The sequence below is a fragment of the Streptosporangium saharense genome (assembly GCF_014203715.1).
GTDB lineage: Bacteria > Actinomycetota > Actinomycetes > Streptosporangiales > Streptosporangiaceae > Streptosporangium > Streptosporangium saharense.
The window spans coordinates 1341676-1358657 of record NZ_JACHJP010000001.1 but is presented as its reverse complement, the minus strand read 5'-3'; the positions used below and the strand labels follow the sequence as shown (position 1 = coordinate 1358657).

The window sequence follows — 16982 nt, the reverse complement described above, 5'->3', positions numbered from 1 at the left end:
GCGAGTGTCTCCGACGTGACTCGAACCGCGGTCGAGCCGTCCTCCATCGGGTCCCCCGAGCCGATTTCGAGCTGTGCTCAAGGCGACTGACCGATGCTGCTGCTGGCTCCGCGATCGTCGGACGCCCGCACACGGGTAGACAGCCTGGAGGTACGCCGATGGAAAGTTCAGCCAGAGGCCGGCGCGTCGTCATGACGGGGATGGGCGTCCGCACTCCCGGCGGGGCAGGCACCAAGGAGTTCTGGGACCTGCTCACCTCGGGGAGGACGGCAACCCGCCGGATCTCCTTCTTCGACGCCTCGCCCTTCCGCTCACAGGTCGCGGCGGAGGCGGCCTTCGACCCGGTGGCCGAGGGGCTGAGTCCCCGGCAGATCCGCAGGATGGACCGGGCTACCCAGTTCGCGGTCGCCTGCACCCGTGACGCGGTCGCCGACAGCGGCCTGGAGTTCGACGCCCTGGACCCCTACCGGGTGGGGGTGAGCCTGGGCAGCGCGGTCGCCTCCGCGACGAGCCTGGAGAACGAGTACCTCGTCATGTCGGACGCGGGCAGGAACTGGCTCGTCGACCACGCCTACCTGTCGCCGCACATGTTCGACTACCTGAGCCCGGGGGCGATGCCCGCCGAGGTCGCCTGGACGGTCGGGGCGCAGGGGCCGGTGACGCTGGTCTCCGACGGCTGCACCTCCGGCATCGACGCGGTCGGCCACGCCGTACGGCTCATCAGGGAGGGCAGCGCGGACGTCATGATCGCCGGGGCGACGGACACCCCGATCTCGCCGATCGTGGTCGCCTGCTTCGACGCGATCAAGGCGAGCACGCCGCGCAACGACGACCCCGAGCACGCCTCCCGGCCCTTCGACAGGACCCGCGACGGGTTCGTGCTGGCCGAGGGCGCCGCCGTATTCGTCCTTGAGGAGTACGAGGCTGCGCGGGCCAGGGGCGCGCACATCTACGCCGAACTCGGCGCCTCGGCCACCCGGTGCAACGCCCACCACATGACGGGCCTGACCAAGCACGGCAGGGAGATGGCCGAGGCCATCAGGAAGGCGCTCGACGACGCGCGGGCCGACGCCACCGACATCGACTACGTCAACGCCCACGGCTCGGGAACCCAGCAGAACGACCGGCACGAGACCGCCGCGTTCAAGCTGGCCCTCGGCTCCCACGCCTACCGGGTCCCGGTCAGCTCCATCAAGTCGATGGTCGGCCACTCGCTCGGCGCGATCGGCGCCATCGAGATCGCCGCCTGCGCGCTGGCCATCGAGTACGACGTGGTGCCGCCGACCGCCAACCTCCACGAACCCGACCCCGCCTGCGACCTGGACTACGTGCCGCTGACCGCCAGGGAGCTGCCCGTGCGCACGGTGCTCACCGTCGGCAGCGGCTTCGGCGGCTTCCAGAGCGCCATGGTCCTGCGAGCCGTCGCGTGAGCGGCCTGACCGTACGGCCCGCGCCGGTGGGGCACGTCCCCACGGTCGTCACGGGCGTTGGCGTGGCCGCGCCCAATGGGCTGGGCACCGAGGAGTACTGGAGGAACGTCCTCGAAGGCCGCAGCGGCATCACGGAGATGACCAGGTTCGACGTCTCCGGCTACCCGTTCAAGCTGGCCGGGCAGATCACCGGGTTCGTCGCCGAGGAGCACCTGCCCGCCAGGCTGCTGCCGCAGACCGACGTCTCGACCCGGCTGGCGCTGGCCACCGCCGACTGGGCGCTCGCCGACGCCGCCGTGAAACCGGGCGACGGGGAGAACTACGACATGGGGGTCATCACCTCCAACGCCACCGGCGGGTTCGAGTTCACCCACAGGGAGTTCCGCAAGCTGTGGAACCAGGGGCCGTCCTACGTCAGCGTCTACGAGTCCTTCGCCTGGTTCTACGCGGTCAACACCGGCCAGATCTCCATCCGCAACGGGCTGCGCGGCCCGGGAGCCGCCCTCGTCGGCGAACAGGCGGGCGGGCTGGACGCGCTCGGGCACGCCTGCCGTACGGTGCGGGAGGGCACGAACCTGGTGATCAGCGGCGGGGTGGACTCCGCGCTCGACCCGTGGGGGTACGTCTCCCAGTTCGCGGGCGGCCTGCTCAGCGCGGAGACCGACCCGCGCCGCGCCTACCTGCCCTTCGACGCCGAGGCCGGTGGCTACGTGCCGGGCGAGGGCGGGGCCGTGCTCATCGTCGAGTCCGCCGAGGCCGCCGGGAAGCGGGGAGCGCCGAAGATCTACGGCGAGATCGCCGGGTACGCGGCGGCCTTCGACCCGCCGCCCGGCTCCGAGCGGCCGCCCGCGCTGCGCCACACCGCGGAGCAGGCCATCGCCCGCGCGGGCCTGCGCCCCGACGACATCGACGTGGTCTTCGCCGACGCCGCGGGCGTGCCGCACCTCGACCAGGCCGAGGCGCAAGCGATCAGCGGCCTGTTCGGCCCGGGGGCGGTGCCGGTGACCGCGCCCAAGGCCCTGACCGGACGGCTCTACGCGGGCGGCGGCCCGCTGGACGTGGTGACGGCCCTGCTGTCCATCAGGGACGGGGTGATCCCGCCGACCGCGCACACCCGCGAGGTCCCCGACGCCTACGGCATCGACCTCGTCGTCGGGGAGCCGCGTTCCCTGCCGGTCTCGACCGCCCTCGTCGTCGCCCGTGGCAGACACGGCTTCAACGCGGCCGTCGTGGTACGCGCCTGGACGAGCTGACCCGAGGAACCCCAGCCCCGAGCCGCGCCGTACGAGACGGTGTGGCCTGAAAGGAGCACGACCATGCCCGCACTGAGCATCGACGACCTGCACCGCGTCCTCGTGGAGTGCGCCGGGGAGGTCGAGGGAGCCACGCTCGACGGCGACGGCGTCGAGCGGACGTTCGAGGAGCTGGGGTACGACTCCCTCGCCCTGATCGAGACCGCGGCCAGGCTCAAGCAGCGCTACGGCATCGACCTCGACGACGGCGACGTCATGGCGGCCGAGACCCCGGCCGCGCTCCTGTCCCTGGCCAACGCGGCGACCCGCCCGTGACTTCGGAAGGCCCGCAGATGAGCACACACCGCACCGAGCACACGCTCACGGTCGACGCCCCGGCCCGCGTGCTGTACGACCTGGTCGCCGACGCCGGGACCTGGCCCGCCGTCTTCGGCCCCAGCGTGTACGTCCGGCACCTGGAACGCGAGGCGGGCCGGGAGCGCTTCCGCATCTGGGCCGTGGTGAACGACGAGGTGAGGAACTGGACCTCGCGCAGGGAACTGGACCCCGACGGCCTCTCGGTCACCTTCCAGCAGGAGCACAGCAGACCCCCGCTCTCCTCGATGGGGGGCGGCTGGCGCTTCCGCGAGCTGCCCGGCGGCAGGACCGAGATCGTCCTTGAGCACGTCTTCGAGACCGACGGCACCCCCGAGGCCCTCACCTGGGTCACCGCGGCGCTCGACCGCAACAGCCCCGAGGAGCTGGCCGCCCTCGCCCGCGTCGCCACCCTGGCCCCGCGACCCGAGGAGGTGGTCGTCTCCTTCACCGACACCGTCGAGCTGCCGGGCACGGCGGCCGAGGCGTACGACTTCGTGCACCGCGCCGACCTGTGGGCGCAACGGCTGCCGCACGTCGAGCGCGTCAACCTGCGCGAGGACGCCGAGGGCGCGCAGGTGCTGGAGATGAGCACCCGCACCTCGGACGGCGCCGCCCACGAGACCCGTTCCGTCCGTATCTGCGAGCCGAACACGTGGATCGCCTACAAGCAGCAGCTCACCCCGGCCCTGCTGCTCGGCCACAGCGGGCTGTGGACGTTCACCGACGGCCCCGACGGCGCCGTCGTGACCTCCCAGCACACGGCGGTGATCTCCCCCGAGGCGGTGCCCGCCGTCCTCGGGCCCGGCCGTACGCTCGCCGACGCCCGTGAATACGTGCGTACGGCCCTGAGCCGCAACAGCCTGGCCACCCTGAAGGCCGCCGCGGCCCGCGCCTGACACAGCGCCGCCCCGGGGCTTTCCGGCTCCGGGGCGGCGCTGTTCTGTCTCGGGCGGGTCAGTAGTTGCCCAGGCCACCGCAGACGTTGAGGGCCTGGGCGGTGACGGCCTGGGCGTCGTCGTCGACGAGATAGTCCACCATCGCCGCGACCTCCTTCGGCTCCACGTAGCGCCCGATCGGGACGCGGGTGGTGATGCGGTTCTTGGTCTCCTCCTCGTTCACCCCCCAGATCGCGGCGTAGTGCTTGCGCACCCGCTCCGCCATGGGGGTCTCGACGAACCCGGGACAGACCGCGTTGACGGTGATGCCGGTCCTGGCCAGTTCGAGGCCGAGCGCCTTGGTGAAACCGACGACCCCGTGTTTTGAGGCAGAGTACGGCGCGGCGTGCACCACGCCCTGCTTGCCGCCCGTCGAGGCGATGTTGATGATGCGCCCCCGGCCCGCGGCCAGCATCCCGCCCGCGTTCAGCACCTCCTTCGTCATCAGGAACACGCTGTTGAGGTTGGTGTTGATGACGTCGAACCAGAGGTCGTCGTCGAGTTCGGCGGTGGCGCCGCCCCCGCTGCGTCCGGCGTTGTTGACCAGGATGTCGATGGGGCCGTACCTCTCCCTGGCCGTCCGCACGAACGCGCGGATCTCCTCGGGCCTGGAGACGTCACAGGTCGTGCCGTCCACCTCGTGCCCCTGCTCGCGCAGGGACTTGACGGTCGCGGCGACGTCCTCGGCACCACGGGCGCAAACGAAGACGGCGGCGCCGCGGCGGGCGAGCCGTTCGGCGATCTCCCGCCCGATCCCGCTGGTCGCCCCGGTGACGAGGGCGACGGGACGCGCGGGGCGGTCGGTCGGCGCGATGTCTGTCGTGTCGGTCATCTCGGCTCCCTCGCTTCGGCGAACACGTCACGTGCAGGGTCCCGCAGCCCGCTCAAACCGTGGTCGAGAAGCTCTCGGGCAGGCCCGCGCCGTACGGCCTGGGCCTGATGACCCCTCCGCCGTCGGTGACCAGGTCGAGGGTCGGGTCTCCGGCGAGCATCGCCAGGTGCAGGCGGCGCAGGCGGGCCGAGGGCTCGATGCCGAGTTCCTCGACGAGCTTGGCCCGCAGCCGCTGGAACTCCTCAAGCGCCCGCGACACGTTGCCCGTGCGGTACAGCGCCAGCATGAGCTGGGCACGGAAACCCTCGTGCATGGGGTGCTCGGCGACCAGGACGCTCAGCTCGGGGAGCAGCGCGGCCTGTCTGCCGAGGCGCAGGGCGGCGTCGATGCGCTGTTCGAGCACGCTCATCCGCAGGTGTTCCATGCTCATGATCTCGCGCTGCAGGATCCTGCCGTGCGGGACGTCCACCAGCGCGGGTCCCCGCCACAGCCGCAGCGCCCGTTCGAGCGTGGTCAGGGCCCTGGGGTCGCCCGCCTCGTGCGCGGCGATGCCCGCGGTGGCCTCCGCCTCGAACTCCTCGATGTCGGACCGGCCAGAGCCCCGTTTGAGCATGTAACCGCCGAAGCAGGTGACCAGCAGGTCCTTGGGTGAGCGTCCCTCCCTTGGCTGCGCGGCGGCGATCTTGTTACGCAGTTGGAGCACGTAGGTCTGCAGGGTCGTGGAGGCGCTGCGCGGTATGCGGTCCCCCCAGAGCTCCTCCATCAGGGTGGACACCTGCACCACCCGTTCCCCGCGCAGCGCGAGAAGGGAGAGGACCTGCCGGGGTTTGCCGGCACTCGGCACGACAGAGATTCCGCCTTCGTTGATTCTCAGCGGGCCGAGGACACTGATATCCAACGGATACCTCCCTCTTTATTTACAGGCACTTTACATCCGACGTTGCCAGCACTTTGTCCAGCACCCTCAGAGCCTTACACACATCCATCAGTGAAACCATGTGACCACATCATGATCTTGACTATGAAAAATCCACGGTGATTCATTCCGGTGGCACCCGCACTACAGAACGACACAGTTCACAGCGTTAACGTAGGCGTAACACGCAGGTCACTCCCCCTTCCCCACCCGGCCCTCGCCCCCTTTTCCACGACCGGACCGCCCATTCAGCAGGCCAGAAGGGTGCACATCACTCTCCGCACGCCACCGACTCCGGACAGAAAAAATTCTTTTCGACATTGTGTCAAGTGCGATCTTTCAAATATCCCTGAGATGTCAGCGAAGAGGCGTTTTCAATAGACACCACCCGCCCGTCCATCAAGGGTGCCCACCCGTCAGCGCGGTCTTCCCGAACACCTCCTGGCAGGGAGGCGACGTCATCCACGGGCCACACCCTCTTCCACCCAGAGAGCTGACCCCGTCCTACAACGTCACGCGGCAGATGGCGGAGAATCTGTCCGCTACCTCCGCCAGGCAGAGATCATGGGCGTGTGGAGACCATTCCGATCAGTGAGGCCAGGGATCGGCTGCCCGAACTCGCCGACCGGGCCGCTCGCGAGCACGACCATTTCACTCTCACCCGGAACGGACGGCCACACGCCGTGATCGTGTCCGTGGCCGAGTGGGAGTCCCTCCAGGAAACCCTGGAGCTTCTCGCCGACCTGGTCGAGGCGACGTCCGCCGAGGCACGTGGTGATGTGACCACCGAGGAGGAGATGGCCGCCATCATGGCGAACCGCCTCGGCAGGGCCAGCGTGTGTGCGACCGGCCGCGCGACGTGCCCTGACGACGGGCCTACCCGAGAGCCCGGGAGCTGATCACCGGTGCGCTCGCCAGAGAACCATGGCGTGTCGGCAAACCCCTTCAGAGGGACTTCATGTCGCCGACGTGGGACCTACCGCATCGACGAGGGCAAGCACACGGTGACGGTGCAGGTCATCAAACACCGTCACACCTGACAGCGTCACCGTGGCCAGTCTGTCCTCAGCTACGCCGTACCTCAAAGTGGAAGCAGCCGAACTCGATGGCCCGCACGTGGACCACCGCCGCCTCCTGGTCCTCGAACACCTCGCGCAGGGCCGGGTCCGGGTCCTCGTCGGCGGCCAGGTAGCGGCCCCCCAGGATGTGCCCGTCGGGGGCGTAGATCCGGAGCATCCGGTGCGCCGTGTGCCCCTCCGGCCAGCCGGACCCGGCGCCGGGGCAGTCTCCCGCGTGCACGAAGACCGGCCCCTGCTCGTCGTAGGCGCCCGGGTCCACCCCCCGTTCCGCCGCCCACCGGCGCAGCGGCGCGTACGACAGCAGCGCGATCCGCTCCCCCACTCCCGCCCTGGTCAGGCAGCAGCGCAGCGGGGCGCCCTCCTCCTCGGTGACGAACACCCGGGGCCGCCGGCCCGCGTCGTCACCCTCAAGCAGCTCCTTCACGGTCTGGACGTCGATCGCCCGAATCTCATATCCCATTCCGCCATCGTCGTACGGCCCGCACCCCGGGCACCGGCGCTCCTCGGACCTCACATTTGGGACGGCCAGTTCCGCAGGAGGACGTCGAGGGCGTCCAGGTTCCTGGCCCAGGAGGCGTCGACCGCCTGCGAATGGCTGAACCCGCCCGCCGTCTCCAGGCTGACGTATCCGTGGAAGAAGCCGTGCAGCAGCCGTACCGCATCGGTCTGGGCGGGCTCCGGCAGGTCGTAGCCGCGCAGCAGCGCCCGCGTCATCTCCGAGTGCCGGGTCGCCGCCTCGGCTGAGGCGCTGTCCGGGTCCAGTTCGAAGCGTGTCGCGGCGTATCTCCCGGGATGCTCCCTGGCGTAGTCGCGGTAGGCGTTGGCGAAGGCCACCAGCGCGTCCTTACCGGAACGCCCCGCCAGCGCGGCGGCGGCCCGCTCCGCCAGCTCGGTCAGGGCGAGGATCGCCACCTTCGTCCGGAGGTCGCGCACGTTCCTGATGTGGGAGTACATGCTCGCGTCCGTGACGCCGAACCCGCGTGCGAGCGCCGAGACGGTCACGTTCTCGAAGCCGATCTCGTCGGCCAGATCCGCCGCCGCCCTCGTCAGCCGCTCGACGGTCACTCCCGCGCGTGCCATGCGCCTCCCTCTGCCTACTTAGTGGGTTTAAGCATTTGCCTAGACCTCCTAAGAAAGGATAGCGTCCCCGCCATGAGACCGGTTACCGAGCGCGACCTCCGCGCGTCGTTCGTCAACTGCACCAAGGGGGAGGCGAAGCGGCTGGCCGTACCCCGCGATCTGGCCACGCGGCCCTGGGACGACCTGGACTTCCTCGGCTGGCGCGACCCCGCCTCCCCGGAGCGGGCCTATCTGGTCGCCGAGTCCGGCGACGGCCTCATCGGCATAGCTCTGCGCCAGGCAGCCCCCCACGCCGGTCATGTACGGCGAAGCATGTGCTCACTGTGCCTGACCATGCACCCCGGGGACGGCGTATGCCTGCTGACCGCCCGCAGGGCCGGAAAGACCGGACAGCAGGGAAACTCCGTCGGCGCCTACATCTGCACCGACCTGGCCTGCTCCCTCTACCTACGCGGCAAGAAAGAAGCCGCCCCCGGCGCCCGCCTCCACGAGTCCCTGACCCTGGAAGAACAGATAACCCGCACCACCACAAATCTCACGACCTTCCTGAACAAGGTCGTCGAGTGACCCCGTCCCCTCAGAGATAGGCCGCTTCCTCGCGGTCGTGGCTCGGCTCGGCGGGGAAGCCCTTCGCCACCAGGAGCACTCCCAGGGCGACCTCGAACAGGCCGCCCGGGATCGACAGGGTGACGCCGACGCCGTACCCGAGGACCTCAAGGATCGCCCCCGTCGCGAAGACCGCGTACCCCACCATCCCCCATATCGCCATGAACCTGGGCACGAGTCTCGCCTGGAACAGGACGCGGCAGAACATCAGGCTGCCGAGGCCCAGGGAGATCATGGCGATCTGGTAGGCGTAGAGGTTCCCCTGCCGGGCGACGGAGGCCAGCGACGGCAGGGCGGAGGCGTCCCGCGCGAGGGGGATCAGCAGCAGCAGGAAGACGACCCCGACGGCCAGCATCACCGCCTCGACCACCCTGGAGACCAGGTAGACGTGGGCGGAGAGTTCGTGGTGACGCCTCAGGACGGGGAACATCAGCACCCCGATGCCCGCGACGGCGGCGGAGTTGGCCAGCATCAACAGCGCTCCCGCCCCCGTTCGCGCCTGGTCGGCGGCCTCCCCGGAACCGGCCAGGGCGTTGCCCGTCATGTAGACGACGAACGCGAGCAGGAAGAGGGCGCCCACGGCTCGCCCCGTTGTTCTCACTGACATTTCTACCTTCCCCACCGCACCCGATCCTCGGAGCGTCCTCGTACTAAGTACGGCCAAGGTAACGTACTAAGTACGAAAGGACAATCGCCGGGGAGGATGATGGCTCCGCTCAGCCGGGAACGGGTGTTGCACGGCGCACTCGCGGTCGCCGACGCCGGGGGAATCGGATCGCTGACGATCCGTTCGCTCGCCCAGGCACTCGGCGTCAAGCCGATGTCGGTCTACCACCACGTCGCCAACAAGGACGAGATCCTCGACGGCATCGTCGATCTCGTCTTCCAGGAGATCGAACTGCCGTCGGCCGACGGCGACTGGCGTTCGGAGCTCAGGCGGCGGGCGGAGTCGGCCCGCCGCGTGCTGAGGCGCCATCCCTGGGCGCTCGGGCTCCTGGAGTCACGGACCACCCCGGGGCCCGCGACCCTGCGGCACCACAACGCGGTCCTCGGCATCCTGCGCGGGGCGGGCTTCTCGGTGCGGATGGCCGCCCACGCCTACGCGCTGCTCGACAGCTACGTGTACGGCTTCGCCCTCCAGGAGACGACTCTGCCCTTCGACGGCCCGCAGAGCGTGACCGACGTCGTCGAACCGATGACACGGCAGGCCTTCGCCGACGCCTACCCCCACCTCGTCGAGATGGCGACCGAACACGTCCTCAGGCCCGGCTACGACTTCGGCGACGAGTTCGACTTCGGCCTCGACGTGATCCTCGACGCCCTCACCCAGAAGAAGTGACTTACCGGGCGGAGACCCCAAGAGAGCCCCCGCCCGGTGACTCAGACCTGTTCGAGGGGCAGCAGACCCCGGACGCTGCGGCAGACGCCGTCGCTGGCGGCCGAGGCGGCGAGGCGCTCGGCGTCCGGCGTGCCGTACTCCGTGGTCCGCTGACGGATCCGGCGCCCCGTCGGCGCCACCATCTCCCCGATCTCGGTGATCGTCTTGAACGAGCCGTTCTCCGAGCCCGCCATCCGGCTGATCGTCTCCTCCATCAGTGTGCCGCCCAGGTCGTTGACGCCGCCCTGGAGCACCTGACGGCACAGGTCGTCACGGAGTTTGACCCACGAGCACTGGATGTTGTCGATCGCGCCGTGCAGCAGGATCCTGGCCAGCGCGTGCACGGCGCGGTTCTCCCGTGCCGTCGGCCCCGGCCTGGCGATCCCGGCCAGGTAGATGGGCGCGCTGTGGTGCACGAACGGCAGCAGGACGAACTCCGAGAAACCGCCCGTCTCCTCCTGCATGCGGCGGATGAGCCGGATGTGCCGTACCCAGTGGGCGTGGGTGTCCACGTGGCCGTACATCATCGTCGAGGTCGTCGGAATGCCCACCCTGTGCGCGGTCGAGATGACCTCGACCCACTCCTTGGCGGGCAGTTTGCCCTTGGTCAGCACCCAGCGCACGTCGTCGTCGAGGATCTCGGCGGCGGTGCCGGGCAGCGAGTCGACCCCGGCCTCCCGCGCGGCGACGAGCCAGTCCTCGATCGACAGGTTCGTACGGCTCGCGCCGTTGATGACCTCCATCGGGGAGAAGGCGTGGACGTGCATCCCCGGCACCCGCGCCTTGACCGCCCTGGCGATGTCGAAATAGGCGTCGCCCGGCATGTCGGGATGGATGCCGCCCTGCATGCACACCTCGGTCGCCCCGGCCTGCCAGCCCTCCCACGCCCGGTCGGCGACCTGCTCCAGGCTGAGGGTGTAGGCGTCGGCGTCGGTACGGCGCTGCGCGAACGCGCAGAAGCGGCAGCCGGTGTAGCAGACGTTGGTGAAGTTGATGTTGCGGTTGACCACGTAGGTCACGTCGTCGCCGACCGCCTGCCTGCGCAGGTCGTCGGCGATCCGGCACAGTTCCTCAAGGGCGGCGTCGTCGGCCCCTGCCCCGTTCTGGTCGCCCGCCACGTCGAGCAGGGCGATCGCCTCCTCCTCGGTCAGCGCGGCGGGGTTCTCCGCGGCCCGCCGCAGGGCCCTGCCGACCTCGCCGACCAGTGCCGAGGGAGCGGCGGCCGCGGGAAGCCGTTCCCGCAGCGCGTCCCAGTCGCCGTAGACGTTGTCGAAGTCCTCGCGGCGGTCACCGGTGCGCCCCTCGGTGTCCACAGCGGTGTGCAGGTCGGTACGGCCCGCGGAGACGAAGCCGCCGTCAGGCTCCTGCCAGGGGCGGCCGACCAGCACGGCGTCCTCGCGGGCCAGGCCCGTCTCCGGGTCGGCGAGGGCCGCGACGTGCGCGCTCAGCCGGGGGTCGAGCCAGGGCTCGCCCGCGAGCACGTACTCCGGATAGATCGTCAGCCGTTCCCGCAGTGTGAAACCGGAGGCCGCGGTCCTGGCGGCCAGTTCGTCGATCTGCGGCCACGGCCGTTCCGGGTTGACGTGGTCGGGGGTCAGCGGCGAGACGCCGCCCCAGTCGTCGATCCCGGCCCTGATCATCAGGTCGTACTCGGAGTCGACCAGGTTCGGCGGCGCCTGCACCCGCATGCGGGGACCGAGGACCAGCCGGGCTACCGCGATCGTGGCGGCCAACTCCTGGAGGTCGGCGTCGGGCATGCCGCGCATCGCGGTGTCCGGTTTCGCGCGGAAGTTCTGGACGATCGTCTCCTGGAGCCCGCCGTACTCCCTGGCGATCCTGCGCAGCGCGAACAGCGACTCGGCCCTGTCCTGCACGGTCTCGCCGATACCGATGAGGATGCCGCTGGTGAAGGGCACGTTGCTGCGGCCCGCGTCCTCAAGCACGCGCAGCCGTACGGCCGGATCCTTGTCGGGTGAGCCGTAGTGCGGCATGCCCTTGACCTCGAACAGCTCCCGTGAGGTCGTCTCCAGCATCATGCCCATCGACGGCGCGACCGGCTTGAGGCGTTGCAGGTCACGCCAGGTCATGACGCCCGGGTTGAGGTGCGGCAGCAGGCCGGTCTCCTCAAGGACCCTGATGGCCATCGCGCGGACGTAGGAGAGCGTGTCGTCGTAGCCGTGCGCGTCCAGCCACTCGCGGGCCTGGTGCCAGCGGTCCTCCGGACGGTCGCCGAGAGTGAAGAGCGCCTCCTTGCACCCCATCGCGGCGCCCTGCCTGGCGATCTCCAGCACCTCGTCGGGGCTCAGGAACACGCTCTCCAGCTTGTGCGGGGCCGTCGCGAACGTGCAGTATCCGCAGCGGTCACGACACAGGCGGGTCAGCGGTATGAAGACCTTGCGGCTGTAGGTGATGGTTCCCTGCCGTCCGACGGCTTCGAGACCCGCGTCCCTGACCCGTCCCGCGTGTTCGAGCAGGGTTTCGAGGTGGCCGTCCCTGGCGTGCAGGAGAACGGTGGCTTCGGTGAGATCAAGAGCTTTGCCGTCACGGGCGCGGGCCAGGGCCCTGCGCATCGCGCTGTCGGTGGGGTTGACGCTCATGACGGCACATTACGACCCGGCCGCCGGTGAGCCGGGCGCGGGGTGGGGCTGGGACTTCAGCACTGCTTAACCACACGCTCAAGCAAATCTCGATGGACGTAAATTATTGCGCTTGCATATATTTAGGACGTCCCCCTGGAAACCGCTCTCTCAGGAGTCACGATGCCCTGGTTCCTTCTCGTCCTGCTGGCCGTGTCCGCGCTGGCCCCGCTGATCGGCACCGACACCCGTGACAGCCGCGACTGGCGCGACGAAGAAGCCCCCGAGGTCCGAAGAAGAACCCCGCTCAGAACGAGCGATAGTCCCGTACCCGTGCCCTCGGCCCCCGTGCGGGCGGGCGTTCGCCGGCCAACCTCAGCAACCTGCTGACCCGGTGGCGGTGCCCCAGATAGGGGGCCAGTAGCCGCAACATGCCCGCGTCGTCGGTCCGCTGCCCGGTCAGCGCCCAGCCGACCAGCGACGACAGGTGATAGTCGCCGACGGAGAGCGCGTCCGCGTCCCCGTGCGAACGCTGACGCACCTCCGCCGACGTCCACACCCCGACCCCCGGCAGCGCCCGCAGCAGCAGGTCCGTCGCGGCGCTGTCCCCCGCCGCCTCCAGCTTCGCGGCGTGCCTGGCGGCGTTCACGATCGTCCTGGCCCGTACGGCCTCGGCCCCCGCCCTGTGCCAGTCCCACGAGGGGATCGACCGCCACACCTCGGGTTCGGGAAAGACCCGCATCCCCTCTGGCGCGGGCCCCGGCGCCGGTTCGCCGTAGCGGTGCAGCAGCCACCGCCACGCCCGCCAGCCCTCCTCACTGACAACCTTCTGCTCCAGTACGGCGGGCACCAGCGACTCGAAGACCCGGAAGGTCCGTCCGATCCTGAGTCCCTCGTGCCGTTTCGCGGCGCGCCGTACGACCTCGTGCTCGGGGGTGAAGCCCGAGGCGTCGTCGTCCTCGCCGAGCAGCGCGGGCAGCGTCTCCAGCAGCCATCCGGCCCCAGGACCCCACGCGGCGCCGACGACGCCCCCGGCAGACCCCCCGACAGACATGGCGACCCGCAGCGTGCCCGGCCCGTCGGGGGTGGCGCAGGTGCGCCAGAACGCCCCGTCGGCGGTGTGCCGCCAGGCGGGGTCCGTGGGACCGTGCCGCAACGGGCGCAGGGTCGCCCTCAGGTCGAGCGGCCTGTCCGGCCGCCACCGCCTTTCCACCGAAGAAACCGACCGGGAACGTCAGCGGTCGCTGGAGAACCGGATGGCGCACTCGGGCAGCACGATGCCCGGCCAGACACGGCTGCCCGCCAGGAGTTCGTTGCCCGGCCCCACGACGGCGCCGTCCCCGACCACCACGTCCCGCAGGACCGCGCCCGGCTCGATCCTGGCGCCAATGCCGACGACCGAGTCGGTCACGGACGCCCCGGCGCGGATCACGCAGTCGTCGCCGAGCACGCTGCCGGAGACCTGCGCGCCCGCCTCGACGACCGCCCGGGCGCCGACGACCGAGCCGCCGTCCACCTTCGCCCCCGCGTCGACCACGGCGCCGGGCAGCGCCAGCAGGTCGCCGGTCGGGCCCGGCAGCGCCGGGGAGGCCAGACGGCCGAGGACCAGGTCGCGGGAGCCCTGGACGAACGCGCCGGGCGTGCCGACGTCCAGCCAGTAGGAGGCGTCGGCGTAGCCGAGCACCAGGGCGCCGTCCTCGATGAGGCCGGGGAAGGTCTCCCGTTCGACGGAGACGACCTCGCCCGCCGGGATGGTGTCGATCACCGACCGGGTGAAGACGTAGCAGCCCGCGTTGATCCGGTTGGTGACCGGGTTGGGGGTCTTCTCCAGGAACGCGGTCACCCGGCCGTCCTCGTCGGTCGGCACGCAGCCGAAACGCGAGGGGTCCTCAACCTCGGTCAGGTGCAACGTCACCGCGGCCTGTCTGGCGGTGTGCCTGGCCACCTGGTCGCCGATGTCGTGGCCGGACAAGATGTCACCGTTGAGCACCAGCACCGGGGCGTCGGGGCCGCAGGTCAGCGCGTCGGCGGCGTTCCTGATGGCGCCCCCGGTGCCCAGCGGCGTCTCCTCCGTCATGTACTCAAGGGAGAGCCCGAAGGCCGAGCCGTCCCCGAACGCCTCGGAGAACATCTCGGCCCGGTAGGAGGTGGCGAACACGATGCGCCGCACCCCGAACGAACGGGCCCGCGCGAGCTGGTGCGCCAGGAAGGGGACCCCCGCCGTGGGCAGCAGCGGCTTCGGGGTGCCCAGGGTCAGCGGACGCAGTCGCGTTCCTTGTCCTCCGACAAGAAGAATCGCCTCAAGTTCCGGCAAAGGGGTCTCCATCATCCCGCGAGATTAGCTCACCGTTCAACGACACGCTGAATAGCCCATTAATCGATAGAAGATCGATTCTTTCGTTAATCGAGCGCGCGCTGATAGGACAACAGATGGGCCTCGGCCGAGGCGTCCCAGGTGAACTCCTTCGCCCTGGCCTGTCCCGCCGTGGAAAGGGCGTCGCGGTGATCCTCGGAGGTCAGCAGCGAGCGCAGCGCGTCGGCGATGCTGGCCGCGTCGGGCTCGGTGTAGGCCACCGCGTCCCCGCCGACCTCGGGCAGCGAGGTGCGGTGCGTGGTGAGCACCGGCGTGCCGCAGGCCATGGCCTCAAGCACGGGAAGCCCGAAGCCCTCCCCCCGCGAGGGGAAGGCCGCCACCAGCGCGCCGCCGAGGAAGCCGGACAGGTCGGAGAAGGCCAGGAAACCGGGCCTGACGACCCTGACGTCCGAGGGCACCTCGTTGATCGCCGCGTCCACGTCCGCCTCGTGGACGCCACCCGCCAGCACGAGCGCGGGCGGGAAGGGCAGGTCACGCACCGCCCCGGCGAACCCCCTGATCAGGTTCGGCAGGTTCTTGCGGGGCTCCATCGGCCCGAGGAAGGCCACGTACGGCGTGCCGTGCAGGCCGAGCCGGTCGGCCGCGTGCGTCAGCTCCCGCTCGGAGGGGCGGTGGAAGAGCCGTGGATCGACCCCGTGGTAGGCCACGTCGATCCTGGTCGGGTCGGCGGTCAGCACCCTGACCAGCTCGTCCCGCGTCGCCTTCGACGGGACGACGACCCGTGCCGCGTGCCGTACGGCGGTGCGGGTGGCCGAGCGGAAGAAGGAGGCCCTGACCGTGTCGTGCTGGGACGCCTCGGTGAACCACGTGACGTCGTGCACGGTCACCACGGTCGGCAGCCCCGAGCGCAGCGGCATCGAGTAGTAGGGGGCGTGGATCACCTGGGCCCCCACCTGCTGGGCGACGACCGGCAGCCCGGTCTGCTCCCAGGCGATCCTGGCGGCGCGGTTGGCGATGCCGAGCGGTCCTGGAACGATCCTGGCCGAGGGCGCGAGCGCGGCGTAGCGTTCGGCGTCGGCGCGTTGGCACACGATCGCCAGATCGGCTCCCGCCCGGTCAAGCGCGGCGAGAAGTCCGTCGACATATCTGATCAGAGCACCGCGGTCGGCTGGTACCGCGGCGGCGTCGACGAGCACTCGGGGCGTCAAGAACGATCACTCCCCCTCAAGGGTCCACGCGGGATCCTTCTCCCATTTCCCCCTCACTCTATTGCGAGCGTCTCCGAAAACGTGGGGTAAATCACACGGGTTTTCCCGTTGTTTGATCGTGCGTGGGACCGACGTCACGACGGGCGGCGAAACCCGCCGCACCGGCGCAAACGAGGTCACCCACAATGATCACGATTCTGGAGCAGAGCGCCACCGTGATCGCCTGCCCCTGGCTCAGCACCGGGGCCAGGATCGCGACCATGGCCACCTCCCGCACCCCGGCTCCCGCGGGGACGACGAACGTCATGATGCCCAGGCACCACGACAGCGCGAAAGCCCCGACGGAGAAGACGATCGCGGAGAGCCCAGAGGGCCCGAAGTCGTGGACGATCGCCGCCAGGTGCAGGCCGTACGCGGTCCAGCCGAGCAGCGCCCAGCCGAGCGCGGTGAGCATGCCCCTGCGGGTGAGCGGCCGTTCGAGCGGCTCGCGCCGCAGCTTGCGCAGCCCGAACCCGAGGACCGCGTTGACCACCCGGGGCTCGAAGGCCACCGCGAGCACCGGGATCAGCAGGAACACCCAGGCGTACGGCGCCGCGGAGCCCGGCATGGCGGCCAGCAGCGTCACCCCCGAGATGACCAGGCCGCTGCCGAGCTGCACCGGCATCGTCAGGAAGAACGCCGCCGCGCTGCGTGACCTGGGCACGCCGAGTTCCTTGCCCATCTCCATCTGGGCCAGGACCGGCCACAGCGAGCCGGGGATGTACTTGCCGAGCTGACCGACGAAGAAGACCTTGGCGGCGGGGCGCAGCGGCAGCGGCGAGCCGAGGTCGGCCAGCAGCGCCCGCCACGTCATCATGCCGCCGCCGAGCGCCGCGATGACGGCCAGCAGCGACAGGACCAGACCCGGCCAGGAGAGGAGGGCGAACCCGGCGCGGATGTCGTCCCACTGCCTGGCGACCACCCACGTCCCGAAGCCCAGCGCCACGACCAGGAACGCGACGCGAACCAGGCGTTTCAC

The 16982-nt window shown here is 70.3% G+C and carries 17 protein-coding genes; 7 read left to right on the top strand and 10 right to left on the bottom strand.

The window, feature by feature from the left end; all coding sequences use genetic code 11:
- Window positions 1-158 precede the first annotated feature (158 nt).
- The 4 genes from FHS44_RS06615 (at window position 159) to FHS44_RS06600 (ending at window position 3936) form a co-directional block, all read left to right on the top strand.
- Window positions 159-1430, top strand: coding sequence for a beta-ketoacyl-[acyl-carrier-protein] synthase family protein (locus FHS44_RS06615; protein WP_184712951.1), 1272 nt, complete (start codon window positions 159-161; stop codon window positions 1428-1430).
- On the top strand, window positions 1427-2683 hold the full coding sequence (locus FHS44_RS06610; protein ID WP_312863545.1) for a ketosynthase chain-length factor: 1257 nt from the start codon (window positions 1427-1429) through the stop codon (window positions 2681-2683). The genes FHS44_RS06615 and FHS44_RS06610 overlap by 4 nt, the downstream gene beginning before the upstream one ends.
- 63 nt (window positions 2684-2746) lie before the next feature.
- A complete protein-coding gene (locus tag FHS44_RS06605; protein WP_184712950.1) occupies window positions 2747-2998 on the top strand; it encodes an acyl carrier protein in 252 nt (83 codons plus the stop codon).
- Between the two features lie 17 nt (window positions 2999-3015).
- A complete protein-coding gene (locus tag FHS44_RS06600) occupies window positions 3016-3936 on the top strand; it encodes an aromatase/cyclase (RefSeq protein ID WP_184712949.1) in 921 nt (306 codons plus the stop codon).
- A gap of 58 nt (window positions 3937-3994) precedes the next feature.
- Here FHS44_RS06600 and FHS44_RS06595 read toward each other — a convergent pair whose 3' ends face one another.
- Window positions 3995-4807, bottom strand: a complete 813-nt coding sequence (locus FHS44_RS06595; RefSeq protein ID WP_184712948.1) for a 3-oxoacyl-ACP reductase — start codon at window positions 4805-4807, stop codon at window positions 3995-3997.
- 52 nt (window positions 4808-4859) lie between these two features.
- Window positions 4860-5651, bottom strand: coding sequence for an AfsR/SARP family transcriptional regulator (locus FHS44_RS06590; RefSeq protein ID WP_312863544.1), 792 nt, complete (start codon window positions 5649-5651; stop codon window positions 4860-4862).
- A gap of 644 nt (window positions 5652-6295) precedes the next feature.
- Between FHS44_RS06590 and FHS44_RS06585 the strand changes: the two genes are divergently transcribed.
- Entirely contained in the window at window positions 6296-6622 is a 327-nt protein-coding gene (locus tag FHS44_RS06585) for a type II toxin-antitoxin system Phd/YefM family antitoxin (protein ID WP_184712946.1), read from the top strand.
- A gap of 166 nt (window positions 6623-6788) precedes the next feature.
- Here FHS44_RS06585 and FHS44_RS06580 read toward each other — a convergent pair whose 3' ends face one another.
- Window positions 6789-7262, bottom strand: coding sequence for a DUF1203 domain-containing protein (locus FHS44_RS06580; protein WP_184712945.1), 474 nt, complete (start codon window positions 7260-7262; stop codon window positions 6789-6791).
- A gap of 50 nt (window positions 7263-7312) precedes the next feature.
- Entirely contained in the window at window positions 7313-7882 is a 570-nt protein-coding gene (locus tag FHS44_RS06575; protein ID WP_184712944.1) for a TetR/AcrR family transcriptional regulator, read from the bottom strand.
- Window positions 7883-7954: 72 nt separating this feature from the next.
- On the opposite strand from FHS44_RS06575, the gene FHS44_RS06570 reads away from it, so the two are divergent.
- On the top strand, window positions 7955-8449 hold the full coding sequence (locus FHS44_RS06570) for an FBP domain-containing protein (RefSeq protein ID WP_184712943.1): 495 nt from the start codon (window positions 7955-7957) through the stop codon (window positions 8447-8449).
- Between the two features lie 10 nt (window positions 8450-8459).
- Here the strand turns inward: FHS44_RS06570 and FHS44_RS06565 are convergent, their stop codons facing one another.
- Complete coding sequence (locus FHS44_RS06565; RefSeq protein ID WP_184712942.1) at window positions 8460-9095, bottom strand: DUF4386 domain-containing protein; 636 nt, start codon at window positions 9093-9095, stop codon at window positions 8460-8462.
- A 96-nt stretch (window positions 9096-9191) separates the two neighbouring features.
- Here FHS44_RS06565 and FHS44_RS06560 point away from each other — a divergent pair, with 96 nt between their 5' ends.
- Window positions 9192-9827, top strand: coding sequence for a TetR/AcrR family transcriptional regulator (locus FHS44_RS06560; protein ID WP_184712941.1), 636 nt, complete (start codon window positions 9192-9194; stop codon window positions 9825-9827).
- Window positions 9828-9868: 41 nt separating this feature from the next.
- Here FHS44_RS06560 and FHS44_RS06555 read toward each other — a convergent pair whose 3' ends face one another.
- From FHS44_RS06555 to FHS44_RS06535, 5 genes are all read right to left on the bottom strand, one after another.
- The gene (locus FHS44_RS06555; RefSeq protein WP_184712940.1) at window positions 9869-12463 is read right to left on the bottom strand and encodes a bifunctional FO biosynthesis protein CofGH; all 2595 of its coding nucleotides are present in this window, start codon (window positions 12461-12463) and stop codon (window positions 9869-9871) included.
- 286 nt (window positions 12464-12749) lie between these two features.
- The gene (locus tag FHS44_RS06550) at window positions 12750-13655 is read right to left on the bottom strand and encodes a DNA-3-methyladenine glycosylase family protein (protein ID WP_184712939.1); all 906 of its coding nucleotides are present in this window, start codon (window positions 13653-13655) and stop codon (window positions 12750-12752) included.
- Window positions 13656-13676: 21 nt separating this feature from the next.
- The gene (gene manB, locus FHS44_RS06545) at window positions 13677-14771 is read right to left on the bottom strand and encodes a mannose-1-phosphate guanylyltransferase (protein ID WP_184712938.1); all 1095 of its coding nucleotides are present in this window, start codon (window positions 14769-14771) and stop codon (window positions 13677-13679) included.
- Window positions 14772-14842: 71 nt separating this feature from the next.
- Window positions 14843-15964, bottom strand: coding sequence for a glycosyltransferase family 4 protein (locus FHS44_RS06540; RefSeq protein WP_184712937.1), 1122 nt, complete (start codon window positions 15962-15964; stop codon window positions 14843-14845).
- A gap of 91 nt (window positions 15965-16055) precedes the next feature.
- Complete coding sequence (locus FHS44_RS06535; RefSeq protein ID WP_184712936.1) at window positions 16056-16982, bottom strand: lysylphosphatidylglycerol synthase transmembrane domain-containing protein; 927 nt, start codon at window positions 16980-16982, stop codon at window positions 16056-16058.

Excerpts from the sequence above, each read along its gene's own strand:
- FHS44_RS06605 (WP_184712950.1), top strand. The coding sequence starts at position 2,747 with ATGCCCGCACTGAGCATCGACGACCTGCACCGCGTCCTCGTGGAGTGC.
- FHS44_RS06580 (WP_184712945.1), bottom strand. The coding sequence starts at position 7,262 with ATGGGATATGAGATTCGGGCGATCGACGTCCAGACCGTGAAGGAGCTG.
- FHS44_RS06595 (WP_184712948.1), bottom strand. The coding sequence starts at position 4,807 with ATGACCGACACGACAGACATCGCGCCGACCGACCGCCCCGCGCGTCCC.
- FHS44_RS06600 (WP_184712949.1), top strand. The coding sequence starts at position 3,016 with ATGAGCACACACCGCACCGAGCACACGCTCACGGTCGACGCCCCGGCC.
- FHS44_RS06555 (WP_184712940.1), bottom strand. The coding sequence starts at position 12,463 with ATGAGCGTCAACCCCACCGACAGCGCGATGCGCAGGGCCCTGGCCCGC.
- FHS44_RS06615 (WP_184712951.1), top strand. The coding sequence starts at position 159 with ATGGAAAGTTCAGCCAGAGGCCGGCGCGTCGTCATGACGGGGATGGGC.
- FHS44_RS06565 (WP_184712942.1), bottom strand. The coding sequence starts at position 9,095 with ATGTCAGTGAGAACAACGGGGCGAGCCGTGGGCGCCCTCTTCCTGCTC.
- manB (WP_184712938.1), bottom strand. The coding sequence starts at position 14,771 with ATGATGGAGACCCCTTTGCCGGAACTTGAGGCGATTCTTCTTGTCGGA.
- FHS44_RS06570 (WP_184712943.1), top strand. The coding sequence starts at position 7,955 with ATGAGACCGGTTACCGAGCGCGACCTCCGCGCGTCGTTCGTCAACTGC.
- FHS44_RS06560 (WP_184712941.1), top strand. The coding sequence starts at position 9,192 with ATGATGGCTCCGCTCAGCCGGGAACGGGTGTTGCACGGCGCACTCGCG.
- FHS44_RS06575 (WP_184712944.1), bottom strand. The coding sequence starts at position 7,882 with ATGGCACGCGCGGGAGTGACCGTCGAGCGGCTGACGAGGGCGGCGGCG.